13 protein-coding genes are annotated in these 14,534 nt (G+C 63.2%); 2 read left to right on the forward strand and 11 right to left on the reverse strand.

Features of this window, described 5'->3' with window-relative positions; all coding sequences use genetic code 11:
• Positions 1-13: 13 nt before the first annotated feature.
• The 4 genes from HNQ60_RS14955 to HNQ60_RS14970 form a co-directional block, all read right to left on the reverse strand.
• A complete protein-coding gene (locus tag HNQ60_RS14955; RefSeq protein ID WP_184333139.1) occupies positions 14-1,435 on the reverse strand; it encodes an FAD-dependent oxidoreductase in 1,422 nt (473 codons plus the stop codon).
• 98 nt (positions 1,436-1,533) lie between these two features.
• Complete coding sequence (locus HNQ60_RS14960; protein ID WP_184333140.1) at positions 1,534-2,238, reverse strand: pseudouridine synthase; 705 nt, start codon at positions 2,236-2,238, stop codon at positions 1,534-1,536.
• Positions 2,239-2,246: 8 nt separating this feature from the next.
• Entirely contained in the window at positions 2,247-3,272 is a 1,026-nt protein-coding gene (locus tag HNQ60_RS28105; protein ID WP_221304211.1) for a class I SAM-dependent methyltransferase, read from the reverse strand.
• Positions 3,269-4,144 (reverse strand): GNAT family N-acetyltransferase, encoded by an 876-nt coding sequence (locus HNQ60_RS14970; RefSeq protein ID WP_184333144.1) that lies wholly within the window; start codon positions 4,142-4,144, stop codon positions 3,269-3,271. The genes HNQ60_RS28105 and HNQ60_RS14970 overlap by 4 nt, the downstream gene beginning before the upstream one ends.
• Positions 4,145-4,193: 49 nt before the next feature.
• Between HNQ60_RS14970 and HNQ60_RS14975 the strand changes: the two genes are divergently transcribed.
• Positions 4,194-5,300 carry an alpha/beta hydrolase gene (locus HNQ60_RS14975; protein ID WP_221304212.1) on the forward strand — a complete coding sequence of 369 codons (1,107 nt, stop codon included), beginning with the start codon at positions 4,194-4,196 and terminating at the stop codon, positions 5,298-5,300.
• Between the two features lie 72 nt (positions 5,301-5,372).
• On the opposite strand, the gene HNQ60_RS14980 is transcribed toward HNQ60_RS14975, so the two are convergent.
• The 5 genes from HNQ60_RS14980 to HNQ60_RS15000 all read right to left on the reverse strand — a co-directional run bounded on the left by HNQ60_RS14980 (position 5,373) and on the right by HNQ60_RS15000 (position 10,892).
• A complete protein-coding gene (locus HNQ60_RS14980; RefSeq protein WP_184333145.1) occupies positions 5,373-6,479 on the reverse strand; it encodes a ketoacyl-ACP synthase III in 1,107 nt (368 codons plus the stop codon).
• Positions 6,480-6,632: 153 nt separating this feature from the next.
• Positions 6,633-7,178, reverse strand: coding sequence for a cysteine hydrolase family protein (locus HNQ60_RS14985; RefSeq protein WP_184333147.1), 546 nt, complete (start codon positions 7,176-7,178; stop codon positions 6,633-6,635).
• 8 nt (positions 7,179-7,186) lie between these two features.
• On the reverse strand, positions 7,187-7,861 hold the full coding sequence (locus HNQ60_RS14990; protein ID WP_184333149.1) for a response regulator: 675 nt from the start codon (positions 7,859-7,861) through the stop codon (positions 7,187-7,189).
• Positions 7,858-9,612: a GAF domain-containing sensor histidine kinase gene (locus HNQ60_RS14995; RefSeq protein ID WP_221304213.1), complete on the reverse strand. Its 1,755-nt coding sequence runs from the start codon at positions 9,610-9,612 to the stop codon at positions 7,858-7,860. Before HNQ60_RS14995 ends, HNQ60_RS14990 begins: the two co-directional genes overlap by 4 nt.
• 62 nt (positions 9,613-9,674) lie before the next feature.
• Positions 9,675-10,892 carry a DUF1624 domain-containing protein gene (locus tag HNQ60_RS15000; RefSeq protein WP_221304214.1) on the reverse strand — a complete coding sequence of 406 codons (1,218 nt, stop codon included), beginning with the start codon at positions 10,890-10,892 and terminating at the stop codon, positions 9,675-9,677.
• Between the two features lie 155 nt (positions 10,893-11,047).
• On the opposite strand from HNQ60_RS15000, the gene HNQ60_RS15005 reads away from it, so the two are divergent.
• Complete coding sequence (locus tag HNQ60_RS15005; RefSeq protein WP_184333152.1) at positions 11,048-12,187, forward strand: acyl-CoA desaturase; 1,140 nt, start codon at positions 11,048-11,050, stop codon at positions 12,185-12,187.
• A 262-nt stretch (positions 12,188-12,449) separates the two neighbouring features.
• On the opposite strand, the gene HNQ60_RS15010 is transcribed toward HNQ60_RS15005, so the two are convergent.
• The gene (locus HNQ60_RS15010) at positions 12,450-13,718 is read right to left on the reverse strand and encodes a hypothetical protein (protein WP_184333154.1); all 1,269 of its coding nucleotides are present in this window, start codon (positions 13,716-13,718) and stop codon (positions 12,450-12,452) included.
• Between the two features lie 81 nt (positions 13,719-13,799).
• Positions 13,800-14,456, reverse strand: a complete 657-nt coding sequence (locus HNQ60_RS15015) for a DUF4412 domain-containing protein (RefSeq protein WP_184333156.1) — start codon at positions 14,454-14,456, stop codon at positions 13,800-13,802.
• Between the last annotated feature and the right edge of the window lie 78 nt (positions 14,457-14,534).

Here is a 14,534-nt window from a genome sequence, read left to right on the forward strand (position 1 = left end):
CGAGCTCCGCCCGTCAGCGCGTCCACCCCGTCCGCTGGGCGCGAATCAACGTCGTATCCTTATCTTCGATCTCATACGCAACCGGAACAGCATTCGACGGGCTGCCCGATATCAGCGACCCGATCACTCTCGCCGAAAGCAGCGTCCGCAGCGGCTCGATGCGGTGGATCGTCGCCACCCAGTGCTCCGCGACTCTGACATCACGTCCCACCGCGGTCTGAATCTCGCGCAGGTAGCGATGCATGAAGCGCCAGCGAAGGTCGCTGCGATGCGCTTCCCTGGCGTCGTTCTGCAATGTCGCGAGCTGCCAGCACGTGTCGATCGTCGTGCTGCAGTGACGGAAGAAATCACGCCATAGCTGGCCGATCGGCTGGCGACGCAGCGTTCGCTGCTCCAGGCAATCCTGCAACATCTGCGCCTGGAGGATCGCAATCGTCATGCCCCGGTGCTGCGACGGCGGCAGGTCGCACAATGCATCTCCGAGCACCAGGAGGCCTTCCGGGAAGCGTCTGAGGTCTTCGTAGTGCCTGCGGACGTGCGTCATCGTGCGCATCGCGGACGCGTCCGTGATCGCTTCGGATTCATTGAGCGCCTGATGGAGCTCCGGAACGGGGAGGTCTTGGGCGAATTGCATGAAGCCCGAATCGTCGAGCGGCGGATGCTCTCCCTTCGGCCCCTGCAATGTGACGAGCCAGTGATCCCGATCCATCGGCACGACGGAGGCGCCGCGTTCGCCCGACTGCGCGAGCAGGGCTTTCCATCGACGCTGTCCCGACGGAATACGGAAGATGCGCGAAACGTAGATCGTGTCCTGGCTCAGCACGGACTCGCGCGGCCGTTCGAAGCCGCAGTCGAGCAATGTGGCTGGCGTGGTCGTGCCGCGGCCCGATGCGTCGACGACCAGATTCGCGGACAGATACTGGCGATCGAATCGCGACGGCCCGGGGGTGAGATGAACGCCGGAGATCCGGTCCTCTGTGTAATCGAGCTTGCGTACGGCGCTGCCTTGGACGATGTCGATGTTCGGCAGCTGCCGCAGTCGTTCCGCGAGATGCCATTCGAGCACGGGACGGCTGATCGCCAGTGCCGAGAACTCGCTGGCGTATTCGGGTCGACGAATGCCGTCGGCAATGTGGCGGATGTCGAGGCCGGCGTTGAGGTTCGTTGCGCCCGCCTGCAGCAACGAGGCTCGAATGCCTGGGAAGTAGCGTTCGAGGATGCGGGCGCCAGTGTCGAGCAGCAGGTGGGCGTGCTGGCCCTGCGGGGCGCCACGGCGGAAAGCGGGCTGGGCCGTGCGCCAGTCCCGTTCGATGACGGTGACTTCACGGAAATAATCCGCGAGCACTCTCGCCGTCAGCATTCCGGCGATACCGCCACCGATGACGACAGCCCTTTCGTAGGGATGCCGTCCCGAATCGATCCACTCCACGCTCATTGCCGCCCGCCCATCTCCGCCCATTGAAAAGCAGGCATGGTGCGGATTCGCGCCGGCGCGCGAATCGATCCAAAGCGCGAACGTCGGTCTGACTTTCGTCAGGTGCGGCCGAAGAGCAGGTCGATTTCGTGGCTCTGAAGGGCGCGCCATTGGCCCTCGGGCAGATCGCTCAGCTCCAGTCCACCCACGCGGCTGCGGTGGAGTTTCTCCACATGATTGCCGACGGCGGCGAACATGCGGCGCGCCTGGTGATAGCGACCCTCGGTCAGTGTGAGCCGCGCGTGGCGAGGGCCGACGACTTCGAGATGAGCTGGCGCAAGCGGCGTGCGCTCGGACTCCAGCATGAGCTTGCCGCTTGCGAAGACCTTGACCTCGTTGCCGGTCAGATCGCGGGCAAGCGTTGCTTCGTAGATTTTGGAGATTCCGGATTTGGGATGCACGATCCGATGCAGCAACTGACCGTCGTCCGTCATGAGCAACAGGCCGGTCGTCTCGCGATCGAGTCGTCCGACGGTCGATAGGGTCGGCGAACGAAGGCGAAAGCGGTCCGGCAGCAGGTCGTACACGACCTGGCCGGGATCTTTCATCGAGCACGTGTAGCCGACCGGTTTGTTCAGCATCAGCAGCACGCCGGTGGGGGGATCGAGTGGTTCGCCATCGACGCGGATCAGCGAGTGATCGACTTCATCATCCGTGTAGAGAACTTCTCCCTGGGGATCGGTGATGCGGCCGTCGCGAACCATCGCAGTGACTTCCTTGCGACTGCCGTAGCCGAGATTCGCGACGAGCTTGAGGAGTTTCATCTGGGGTTTCAGCGGTTGGCGTGAATGATCTTGAAGCCGGCTTCCTGCGCGACGGTGCGGATTCGTGAGAAGCGGCCCTGCAGCGTCGCTTCGTAGGGCAGGTGCCGGTTCGCGACGAGCCAGAGCTCGCCGTGAACCGTCAGCGATTCGGCGGCCACTGCGATGAATCGCCGGCCGATATCCGGTTGCTCGCGGCCGCCGCCGGTGTGGAAAGGAGGATTCGTGACGATCGCATCGTACGATCGCGGCAGGCCGCGCGTCACGTCGTGCCAGTGATACTCGATGGGAATCTGCTTTTCGAACGACGCGAGATTGAGTCGCGCCAGGTCGAGTGCTCTCGCTTCGGCTTCGTAGAGGTGCAGGTTGCGTATTCCTTTGCAGCGCGTCAGCAGTTCGACGGAGAGATAGCCGAATCCCGCACCGAGGTCGGCGACATCACCGGCGAGGCGTTCGGGAAGATGCCTTGCGAGCAACGCGGAAGCAGTATCGATTCGGTCCCACGCGAATACGCCGGGGCGGCTCACGAAGCGTTCGTCTTCGATCCTGCGTACGGCGTCCAGCGCGAGCCATTCCGTTGCCAGCCGCGGATCAGTCAGGCCTGGGAGTGGTTCGGTCCAGAACGCCCGGCAGCGATTCTTGTTCATCGTATGCAGCGTCCCGGCGATCGATTCGAGATCCTTTTCGCTTGATCGCGCGCCCTCGTTGTTGCCCTGACTCGCAAGCACGCGTCCGCCGGGTGCGACAAGCGATACGGCTCGAGCGAGGAGTGCACGCGCTTCATCCCGCTGCCGCGGCGGCAGGACCATCACGAGTGGATATTTGCGCGAGCCGTCGATGTTCAATGACAAGCCCGCCGCGCTCAATGCATCGGCATCGGGTTTGAACGTCTGTTCGCAGACGAGGCCGGGCAGCGGCAGCTCATGAAGAGGTGCTCCATCCCGTGCGCGCAGGAACAGAACACCGTCGCCGGGCCATTGCAGCAAGCCCTGCCGAAACGGCAGCAGCAGTGTTTCCAGGGCAGGATCGGCTGTCACGTTTGTGCGAGCACCGGATATTTGAAGGGAAGCTTCGGCAGCGCGGTGCCGCGAAGCAAGAAGAGCGGCGACTCGGCGTACTCGCGAATCACGCGCGCGGTTGGCCATATGATCTCGGGCGTGAATCCGAACTCGACGCTGCGCACGGATCGTTCGGCGATACGCGGCAGGTAGCCCGACAGATCGACCAGGTGGTCCGCGACGACATCGCAGATCTCGAGGCGGTCTTCGTGCTGAGCGGCAACGATCACGACATCGCTCTGCTCGTCATAGTAGAAACATTCCTGGTAGAAGTTCGTCCAGTACCAGAGCAGCACGCCGCCGTAGTCGCGGGCGCCGAACTCGCGAGTCACGGGCAGCGCAGTCGCGGCGATTCTTTTCACGTGCTGCCGATCGGCGGCGGACGTGCGCGAAAGTTTTCTCAAGCGCTCGTTCGCGGCGGGCTCGAAGTCGATATCGACGCCATACAGATGTTCGACTGCGCGTTCGAAACCGAAGCGTGGGTAGAACTCGAGCACCGTGTCGTTGGCGAAGAGATAGACGAGATCGTCCTTTCCGGGAATCTGCATCAGCCGCTCCATGATGCGGTGCTGGAGACCCCGGCCACGGAATTCAGGAAGGACGCCGACTGCGCCGAGCTGCCATCCGGTGAGCTCGTGGCCGCTCAACAGGACGGTCAGGCGTTGCAAGGACGCGTTGGCGACGATCTCGTCGCCATCAGCGATGGCGAACGTGCGATAGCCCGCATCCCAGCCGCCCAGGGCGTACCAGTCGCGAAAACTGATCGACGGAAAGACGCGCGGCGCGTAGCGCAAGTACGCTTCGTGCCACTGCGGCGTATCCGGTCCGACGGTGATGTCTCTCAGGCTCATTCAGGGCGCGGGTTCGCGTAGACTGCAATCAGGATCGAGGGACTATTGTATGGCCCTGAAGCGCCCGAAGTGGAATACCGGCACGCTGGTGATGCTCGAGCATCACTCGAGGGTGCTGCGCGACAACCCTCTCGGCGATCCGAGCGTGCGGAATCTGGCCGTCTGGCTGCCGCCCGGCTATGACGAAGGCGCGATGCAGGGCCGAGGCAAGCGTTACCCCGTGCTGGTGGATATGGCGGGATATACGGGCTCGGGTCTGGGGCATATCGGCTGGAAGAACTTCAGCGAGAACATCCCGGAGCGCGCGGCTCGCCTCGTCCACGAGGAAAGAATGGCGCCGGCGATCCTCGTGTTTCCGGATTGCTTCACCGCCCTGGGTGGGAATCAGTACATCAATTCGTCGGCGATCGGCGCCTACGCGGACTACCTGACGAAAGAGATCGTCCCAGTCGTCGACCGCGAATTCCGCACACTGGCATCACGCGAACACCGCGGCTGCTTCGGGAAATCCTCCGGCGGCTACGGCGCGATCATTCACGGAATGAAATACGCATCGACCTGGGGCGCCATCGCGAATCACTCGGGCGATGCCTACTTCGATTTCGTTTACTGGCACGACTGGCCGAACACGCTGAACGAGCTCGCAAAGCATCGGCCCGTGCCGCGACCGGTCGGTCCGTTGAACGTGCACAAAGCAGAGAAGGGCGCCGATCGCGGCCTCGACGACGGTCGCGTCCGGAAATTCCTCGAGGTCGTGTGGAAGAAGCGCAAGCTCACGCAGTCGGACGTGCACTGCCTCATGAATCTCTGCATGGCGGCGAGCTACGATCCCGATCGACGCGCGCCGAACGGATTCCGCCTGCCGTTCAATCTCGAAACCGGAGAACGGATTCCGAAGCGCTGGGAAGCGTGGCAACGCCACGATCCGGTGAATCTGGTGAAAAAGTACCGCGGCAACCTGAAGAAACTGCGCGGGATCTACATCGATTGCGGCTATCGCGACCAGTTCCACATCCATTACGGCTGCCGGATCCTGTCGAAGCGTCTTGCCGTGGCGGGCATCAGGCACACGTACGAGGAGTTCGACGACAACCACTCCGATGTGGATTACAGGATGGAAGGGTCGTTGCCGTTTTTGACGAGGGTGCTGAGATGAGCCGGCTAGCCAGAAGTGGGCCAGCTCGTCATCCCCGCTTTCGCGGGGATGACGGGACGCTTCGCTCTCCCGTCATTTCGCCGCCAGCTTCACCTCAAACCCTTCCGCCGTTTTCCCTTTCCGCCGGATGATGTCCTGAACCAGCTCCACTCCCGTGACGTCGCACGGCGGTAGTTCGAGATCACTCGTGCCGAGCGGGGTGACGCGATCGCCCCAGCGGATCACGTGTGCGCACCACGTCAGGCCTGCGCCGAATGCGGGTGTGAGCAGCAGCGATCCGGGCTTCACGCGGCCTTCTTCGATGGCTTCGACGAGTGCCACCGGTACGGTGGCCGATGACATGTTTCCGTAGCGCTGCACCGTGACGAACACGCGGTCCATCGGGAGGCCGGCACGCTTTGCGACTGCTTCGATGATGCGCAGGTTCGCTTGATGCGGAATGACCAGGTCGACTTGTGAAGTTTCGACGCCGGCGCGTTGCAGAGCGCTCTCCGAGGCGTCGCTCATACCGACCACGGCGCGCTTGAAGATTTCCTGGCCGTCGAAGTCCCAGCGCGTATCGCCGAGCTGCAGATCGTGGTTGCACCAGGCAGCGCCCATGCCGCGGACGCGGAGGGTGTGTCGCGCATCGGCGTAGCAGCCGAGCTTCTCCGCGATGACGCCCTCGGGCTTGTCCGAGGCCTGGATGACCACCGCCGCGGCGCCGTCGCCGAATAACACGGCGACGTTGCGATTGCTCCAGTCCATGTAGGGGCTGATGCCTTCGACACCGATCACTACCGCGTTGCGTACGACGCCCGTGCGTACCATGGCGGAAGCGCTGGTCAGGCCATACAGAAAGCTCGTGCAGGCCGTGTTGATGTCCATCGCCGCGGCGTTGTTCGCGCCGAGCAGGATCTGAACCGCGGATGCCGTATTCGGCACATGCTCGTCCGCGGACACAGTGCCGAGCACGATGAGATCGACGTCCGCCGGATCGAGGCCGGCGCAGGCGAGGGCGCGTGCCGCTGCGATATGCGACAGCACGGTCATCGGCACGTGCGAAATTCGCCGTTCCCTGATGCCGGTGCGGCTCGTGATCCAGTCGTCCGTGGTGTCGAGAAACGTCGCAAGCCCTGCGTTGTCGAGAATGGCCGGCGGCATGCACTTGCCCCAGCCTGTAATAGCGGCGTACGTCATTGGAAGCGCCTTTGTCGTTGCGCCTGATTCGTTTCAGGCGGCTGCTGGACTGGCGCAGATAGTACACGAGGCCGACGCGCGGGAACCGCCAGCATCTCGATGCATACGGGCTTCAGGGATTGCCCGGTCGATGCGGTGCAGCGAGCCCGCGCGTCAATTGCCGCGCAGCAGCTCGATCGTCGTTACGACCTTTGCGTATTCGTCGTGAAGATTCGCAAGCGACATGGCGTGGACTTCGCCGGCTGTGCGCAGAGTTCCGTTGAAGTCGGCTTTGTCGAATGTATAGGTCGCATCGGACACGACAATCGTGTCGAAGCCCAGGTTACCCGAGGTGCGCGCAGTCGCTTCGACGGAGTTGTTCGTGATGACGCCGACGATGGCGACCTTGCGGATGTCGCGCACGAGCAGCCAGCGTTCGAGCGCAGTATTGATGAACGCATCCGGCACGTTCTTTTCGACGACGTGTTCGTCGGCGCGCGGCTGGAAGCGATCCTGGAATTCAGCGCCTTCCTGGCCCGGCCAGAACACGGAACGGGGAGAGCGGGAGATGTGGCGCACGTGGACGACCGGTCGGCGCGCATCACGCCACGCAAACAGCAGCCTGGCGATGTTGTCTTCTGCTTCCGGGTTGTTCCGGCGTCCGAGGGCGGGATCCGCGATCCCGCGTTGCATGTCGATGAGGATGAGCGCTCGGGTCATGATCAATGTCAGCGGGCCGACGTGTCGCGTTTGGGGCGGCCCATGCCGCGCTCCGCGGCGAACAGAGCAGCCTGCGTACGATCCTCCAGTTTCAGTTTCGCGAGGATGATACTCACATATCCCTTCACTGTGCCCTCGGTCAGGTTGAGGTCGCCGGCAATCTGGCGATTGCTCTTGCCGCGTGCGATGAGTTCCAGCACGCTGCGCTCGCGATACGTGAGCGTCGCGAGCGGATCAGCGGGCTTGCCGCTGCGCAATTGTTCCATGAGCGATCGCTGCGCCTGCGGATGCAGCCATGGATGTCCTTCGGACACCGTGCGCAGCGCTTCGAGGAAGTCGGCCTTGCTGACTTCCTTGAGGACGTAACCCATCGCGCCGGCCTTCATGACGTCGCGGACCTGATCGTCTTCGGCATAGCTCGTCAGCGCGAGTACCTTCACGTTCGGTACGACTGCCCGCAGCATGCGGATCGCATCCGGTGCGTGCATGCCCGGCATCTTCAGGTCGATCAGCACCAGGTCCGGCAGCAGCTGCGGCGCGATCCGGCAGGCCTCATCGCCGTTCGACGCTTCGCCGGCGATGACGAATTCATCGACGTCGCTCAGCAGGGCGCGCAGGCCTTCCCGAACGATGGCGTGGTCGTCGACGAGCATGAGCTTTATGGGAGTGGTGGGCTGGTTCATGGTTCACCCGGCGAGAAGGGATGATAAGGCACGGAAATATCGACAGCGGTTCCGAGCCCGACGCGGCTCGCGACGTGGCAGGTACCGCCCAGGGCTCGGGCACGTTCACTCATCGTCTGCAGGCCGATCCCGTGGTCGGCTCCGCAAGCTTCGGCCACGGCTGCCTGGTCCGCGGGATCGAAACCGACGCCGTCGTCGGACACGACGATGTTGACCCGGTCGAGATTGCGGCTGGCCCGTACGCGCACGATGCGGGCTTTCGAATGGCGGATCGCGTTCGACAGCGCTTCGCGGCAGACGAGATAGAGCTCTTCCTCGATGTGCTGCGGCTGCGATTCGTAGTCGTTGAAATCCAGCCGGATGCTCGGTGTCTCGGGGGCGAGAATCGAGGCCAGCTTGCGCAGCGCCACCTGCAGGCCCATGGCCTTCACGTCGTCGACGCCGGCTTTTACAGGTGCGACACCTGCCATGTGAGTCGCGGGGCGCAGCTCACGCAACAGCGCCCGCATTTCTGCGAACGCCAGCCTGGAGAGCTCCTCGAGGCGATGCGCGCGACGTTCACCTTCCGCCGGATCACGTTGATAAGCGGAGACCAGTGATTGTGCAGTCATGCTGATCGACGACAACGCCTGGCTGACGGAGTCGTGCAAGTCGCGGGCAAGGCGCTGCCGCTCGCGCATGACTGCTGCCTGTCGCGCTTCGTTCCAGAGGCGGTTGTTCTTGATGGCCACCGCGAGGTGATCCGCGATGATCTCGATACTGTGCATGTCATCCGCATCGAACGGCTCCTTGCCTTCGATGTTCACGCAGCCGTAGACCTCTTCGCCGTGCACGATCGGGACGGCGAGTTCCGCGGTCACGTCGATAGGCAGCGGCGGAGGGACATAGCGTGGATCACTCGCAACGTCGTTGACCATCTGCGAGGTGCGCGATGTGACCGCCGCGCCGATGATCCCGTGATGTGCGGGCATCCGGTAAGGGTTGCTGAAGATCTGCGCGTAGGCGCCAGCATGCGAGCGGAACAGGAGGTGATCGCCGTCATCGTCGCTCTGGATCAGCGGGATCACGACGTTCGGATAGCCGAGCACGGAGTGGATGATGTCCGCCGTCGTCGCGACCAGTTCATCCGGCTCGAGCTCCGACGACACGAGTCGCGATACCTGGGCGATCAGGACCATGCGTTCGCTGCGGCGCTGCTCGCGTTCATAACGCACCGCGTTCTGGATCGCGATCGATGCATGGCGTGCGAACAACTGCAGCATGGTGAGATCGCTCGCTTCGAAGCGGCGAGGCGGGCGGGCACCGATACCGAATGCGCCGATGAGCTGACCGTTGGCTTCGAGGATGGGTACGCCGATCACCGCGTTCTCGGCGAGTTCCGGCAACGACATGCCTTCGAGATCGCCGTAGCGATCGAGCACCACGGGCGCTCGCGTCTGCATGATGCGTCCCATGAGCCCGAGTCCCGATGCGAACTCGGCGTTCAACTCGAACTGGGGCAGGCGGTGGATGGCTTCGACGCGGATGACGTTGCGGGTGGGCTGGTAGAGACCGATCGCGCCATCATCCGCCCGCAGCAGATCGCACGCATGACGCGCGATGCTGGTGAGCAACGGCCGCAACGCAAGCTGATGCGCTATGTCTTCGAGGATGCGGCCGAACGCTTCGACGGCGTCGCTGGACCGGATCTTGCGACGCTCGGGGATGTGCATCATCGTGGCGGACCCATCGGGGCAACGTTCGGCAAGCATTCGGCCTGGCGCGCTCATCGTCAAGCGTGGCGCGGATTCCGCTCTGGTCGTGCCGGTGGTGCTCACAGGTATGACAACCACCAGTCGTTGCGACGCTGTTTCAGATCGCAGAACCACCGGCAGAGCGGGTAGCTGACGATCATCACGGCGAGCCAGGCGACGTAGACCATCGGCAGGCTGAATCCCCAGTCCTCCGGCAGAGAGAAGATCGAGTGGACGAAGAGGCCCTCGGTGCCGAAGCCGCTCACGAGGCCGATGACCGCCGCCGAGAGATGCGCCAGGACGATGTGCAGCACATAGAAGAACAGAGGTACGCGGCCGTAGGTGCGCAATACCTGCAGCGCACCGCCAGCGGGACCCTGTTCGATGCGCTCGGCGGCAGCGAGGAGCAGCGAGGCGATTCCGAGTGTCGCGAGTATGTAGAGCAGCGACGGCGGATATTTCTCGACGTCGAAGAACGAGTAGAGCGTCTGCGCGAACGTGGGCTGGACGGACCATGCATCGAGGTCGCCGTACCCATTCAGCAGGCGCAGGGCAATGAACAGGATCAGCGCCGTGCAGCCGCCGGCGATGAGCATTTGCTGGCGCGTCGCGGCGTCACGCCGATAGACCGCGCCCGCGACATAGCCGAGTGCCATCACGCCGATCCAGGGAAGCACGGGATATGCGACGAAGCCGAAGGGCACGGGTCCCGCGGCATGCAGGAGGTTCCAGAGCGGAGCGAGGGTCCCGAACTGCGACGGCGCGATGCCATCCAGAAGGTTGTGTCCCGCGACGATGGCGACGCCAATCGCGAGGATCGCGGTGACCGGCAGGCGAATCAGCGCCGCCAGCGCTACCATCGAGGCGCCGATGGCCCACATCACCTGGAAGAAGATCCCATTGGCGTAGCCCAGGTCGAAGGTGAACGACAGGTTCACGATCGTGAACTCCAGGAACACCAGCCACAGTCCACGAGTCAGCAGAAACCTGCTGAGCTCCTGCGGGGTCATCCGCTGCGCCATCAGGAAAGCACTGACGCCCGCCAGGAAAACGAACGTAGGCGCGCACAGGTGGGTCACCCAGCGTGTCACATAGAGGGCTCCATTAGTCAGCGCCGGATCGAGGGGGTCGAAACGGGCATCCGTGAAGTAGTGCCGGACGTGGTCGAGCGTCATGAGCACCATGACGAGGCCCCGGACGACATCGATGGATTGCAGGCGGGTGCGCGCGTGGACCACGGCGCTCGCCGCATGGCGGTCTGCCGCCATCGGTGTGGCATCGAACGGGGTGCTGGACATGCTCGGCTCCGGTCAGTCGAAGACGATAGGCTAAAGAGCCCTGTCCGCCGCCGGCACTGCGAGGCGTAGGCCGGCGCCCCTGACTTTCGTCAGGGTCCGGGGGCCATGCTAGGATGGTCTTTCCAACGCAAATGACTGAATCGGCGGAGATATCGATGTCCGAGGCCCGCGCCCGAATCCCCCTCAACTGGCCTGCCGTGTTCATGTTCCTGATCACGACGGTGCCGGTGCTGACCGTCTTCCCCTGGTACGCCTGGAAGTTCGGCTTCGACGCGTTCGAATGGACCTGGTTCGTCGTGCTCTGCTTCCTGACCGGTCTGTCGATCACGGGCGGTTATCACCGCCTGTGGGCGCACCGCAGCTACGAGGCGTCCAAGCCGCTGCAGATCGTCTACATGCTGCTCGGTGCGATGTCGCTCCAGAACAGCATTCTCATCTGGGCATCGTCGCACCGCGTGCATCACCGCTACGTCGATGATGTGGACAAGGATCCTTACTCGATCAATCGCGGCCTGTGGTTCGCCCACATGGGCTGGATGCTGCGCGACTATCCGAGCGGCAAGGTCAACATCGCGAACGCGAAGGACCTGGAAGCGAATCCGATCGTCATGTTCCAGCACCGCTACTACCTGTGGCTCGCGGTCGGCATGAACTTGGGTATCCCGCTGCTGCTCGGCTGGTGGCACGGCGATATCTGGGGCAGCCTGCTCCTGCCGGGCCTGCTGCGACTCGTGGTCAGTCACCACGTTACGTTCTTCATCAACTCGCTCGCGCACTACTGGGGCCGTCGGCCCTACACGTCGGAGAACACCGCGCGCGATAACGATCTGCTTGCGTTCCTCACCTACGGTGAGGGCTATCACAACTTCCACCACATCTTTCAGTGGGATTATCGCAATGGCGTGCGGTGGTGGCAGTACGATCCGACCAAGTGGCTCATCAGGACCTGCGCCGCACTGGGGCTCGCGAGCGGCTTGCGTCGCGTCCCGGAGTTCCAGATCCGCAAGGCGCTGGTGGAACGCCAGATCGAGCGGGCCCGCGAGCGTCTCGCCGAATGCGACGACCCTAGCCTCCTGAAGCGCCTGCAGGCACAGCTCGAACAGGAAGCCTCACACCTCGCCGAACTGATCGGTCACTGGGCAGCGCTGCAGCAGGAAAAGATCGAAGCGACGAAGCAGAAGCTGCTGCATCAGTGGAATGAGAGTGAAGCGCACAAGAAGCTGCAGGGGCTTGAAGAGTCGCTGAGGCTGCAGCAGCGGAGGGTGAGGTTGATTGGGAGGTTGCAGGTAGCGTGAGAGAAGCCTGCCAGCCGGCTAGCCACTAGTTGCTAGCCAGAGCGGAGCGAGAGGGCTGCTGGTCTGTTCTTCCTGTGGGTCCGGCTTCAGCCGGACGTAATCGCCGCAGGCGATGCGTCAATAAAAAATCCGCCACATCTCGCGACGTGGCGGATTTTTGTTTTGTGGCCGGAATGGATCCCCGCTTTCGCGGGGATGACGGCCGGTTGGATTGTCTTTTCTGGCTACCTGCTAGTGGCTAGCCGGCTAGCAGCCTTCTTTCTCAGAGCCCCAGCTCGCTCTCCAAGTCGTCCGCTTTCTTCGCCTTCGTCTTCGCATTCGCCTTCTGCTGTTCCTGCAGTCGTTTCTGCATCGCCAGGGCCTGATCCTTCATTGCCTGCACCTTCGCGGGGTCGCTGTATTCCTGCTTGATGCGTTCGGCCTGCTGCTGGGCCTGGTCGATCTGCGGCTGCATCTTGGCCATCGCGAGCTTCTGCATTGCATCGCGCGCTGCCTGCGCCTTTTCATCCTGGCCCGCGACGCTGTAGTACTCGGCTGCGAGTGCATAGCGCTGCTTGCTGTTCGCGGTGTCGCCGAGCTGGCCGGCCTGCGTCCGGATCGTGTCCATGCGCTTGTCCTTTGCCGTGTGGTCCTCGGTCAGGAAATCGCCCTGGTAGTCGATCGCCGCCGCGAGCAGTTCAGGTGCGCCGGCGTATGACTTGGTCAGCGTTGCAACCCGCTGTTCGATGCGCTGATTGCGTTGAGCGAGCAGCTTGGCGCCTTCCGCCTGATCGGCCGCGGCGTGCCCCCAGGTTCGTGCGAGCCCGAGCGAGTCGCGCGATGCTTTCAGTGGATCGCCGCCAGGAAACTTCGACCACTTCTGCACGAACGGCTGCTGGGCATTGACCCATGCCTGGGTTGCTGCGAAGTCGGTCGGATCTTCGGGGCGCGTTGCAACGCGCTGAACGATCCCACGCAGGTATTCCTCGTTGAATGCGGTGGATTCCTTCTGCAATGCACGTTCGAACCCCTTCGCCGGCATTGCCAGCACTTCGGTGAGATTGCGCGGATCGGGCGTGTAGGCACCGGTAACCGCGAGGCGAGCCTTGTTGTTGGCGGCGAATGCGCCGAGGGCGCGGTCTTCGAGCACATCACGCGCCTTGCCATACACGCCGGGGCTGTCGGGATTGGCGCGAGCCCATGCCATGAGCGCGCGATCGGCTGCAGCGTATTGACCGCCGCGATCATAGAGATCGAAAGCCTTTTCGAAGTTGCCGCTCTTCTCGGCAGCACCGCCGAGTTGCAAAGCGAGCGGGGCGGCGCGACGTGCAGCGGGGCCTTCGACGGGATTCGGATCGCAGGTGTAGTCCTGTGCAGCAACGTACGAGTTGAACGCGGCTTCCAGATTGCCCGCGGCTTCGAGCTGCTGAGCCTTCGCGTAACGCTGCTGGGTCTGCTGGACCGTCGAGTCGGCGGCGCAATCGGCGAGTGCTGTTCCCGTCGCTGCAAAGCAGGCAAATGCGACGGCGGAGAGGAGGAGGCGTGATTTCATGGAGATTCTCGATGAGGTGTGCTGGTAGTGGCGCGCTTCCGTCATCCCCGCTTTCGCGGGAGTGACGAATCTCGCGTCCGATCAATTGCCGCCGAGTCCGAGCGCATTCTTGAACATGCCCTTCATGCCGGGCTTCTGAGCGCCGCTGTTGCCGCCGCCGTTGAAGCCGAAGCTCGGCATCGCGGAGTAGTCGGCGGGGAGTTCGAACAGCTGCGGATCCTGCGTGCCGATCGTGATGTTCTTCAGCGTCATCGTGATGCGCGACTTCTCGCGACCGGATTTGCTCAGCATGTCCATCTTCACTGCAATGCCTTCCTGCGTGATCCAGACGAAGCCGCCGGCGCTGCCGTCCTTCATGAGCATCTTGTACTTGGTCGCTTCGAAGCCTTCGACGGATTCGGTGCCGACGATGGTGATCTCGACTTCGCTGTCCGGCGCCGCGCCGGATTGCTGGGCCGCCTTCGCGAAATCGATCTGCTGATACATCTTCTGCATCGGCATGAGCGACCAGCCGAGCTGCTTGTCACGGCGCAGGATCATCACGCTCTTCATGTCGCCCATGTGCATTTCCATGCGTTCCTTGTCCTTCGCGGAATACACCTTGCCGTCGAACGTGCCGGAGCTCGATTCGATGACGCGGTCGGCCGAGTACTCGACCGTGGGGACGGGAAGGCCGGCACCGTGCGCGGTGGTGGCGCAGACGGTGAGGCCGAGAAGGATGGAAAGACGCTTGAACATGGAAGGCTCCTGCGAACTGGTTATTGAGACAGTGTCTCGATGGGCGCGCAGTCTGCGGATGACCGCCTGGAGTCGAAT

The organism is Povalibacter uvarum (assembly GCF_014202975.1).
In the GTDB taxonomy this organism is placed as follows: Bacteria; Pseudomonadota; Gammaproteobacteria; order Steroidobacterales; family Steroidobacteraceae; genus Steroidobacter; species Steroidobacter uvarum.

Excerpts from the sequence above, each read along its gene's own strand:
- HNQ60_RS14955 (WP_184333139.1), bottom strand. The coding sequence starts at position 1,435 with ATGAGCGTGGAGTGGATCGATTCGGGACGGCATCCCTACGAAAGGGCT.
- HNQ60_RS14960 (WP_184333140.1), bottom strand. The coding sequence starts at position 2,238 with ATGAAACTCCTCAAGCTCGTCGCGAATCTCGGCTACGGCAGTCGCAAG.
- HNQ60_RS14970 (WP_184333144.1), bottom strand. The coding sequence starts at position 4,144 with ATGAGCCTGAGAGACATCACCGTCGGACCGGATACGCCGCAGTGGCAC.
- HNQ60_RS14975 (WP_221304212.1), top strand. The coding sequence starts at position 4,194 with ATGGCCCTGAAGCGCCCGAAGTGGAATACCGGCACGCTGGTGATGCTC.
- HNQ60_RS14980 (WP_184333145.1), bottom strand. The coding sequence starts at position 6,479 with ATGACGTACGCCGCTATTACAGGCTGGGGCAAGTGCATGCCGCCGGCC.
- HNQ60_RS14985 (WP_184333147.1), bottom strand. The coding sequence starts at position 7,178 with ATGACCCGAGCGCTCATCCTCATCGACATGCAACGCGGGATCGCGGAT.
- HNQ60_RS14990 (WP_184333149.1), bottom strand. The coding sequence starts at position 7,861 with ATGAACCAGCCCACCACTCCCATAAAGCTCATGCTCGTCGACGACCAC.
- HNQ60_RS14995 (WP_221304213.1), bottom strand. The coding sequence starts at position 9,612 with ATGCTTGCCGAACGTTGCCCCGATGGGTCCGCCACGATGATGCACATC.
- HNQ60_RS15000 (WP_221304214.1), bottom strand. The coding sequence starts at position 10,892 with ATGTCCAGCACCCCGTTCGATGCCACACCGATGGCGGCAGACCGCCAT.
- HNQ60_RS15005 (WP_184333152.1), top strand. The coding sequence starts at position 11,048 with ATGTCCGAGGCCCGCGCCCGAATCCCCCTCAACTGGCCTGCCGTGTTC.
- HNQ60_RS15010 (WP_184333154.1), bottom strand. The coding sequence starts at position 13,718 with ATGAAATCACGCCTCCTCCTCTCCGCCGTCGCATTTGCCTGCTTTGCA.
- HNQ60_RS15015 (WP_184333156.1), bottom strand. The coding sequence starts at position 14,456 with ATGTTCAAGCGTCTTTCCATCCTTCTCGGCCTCACCGTCTGCGCCACC.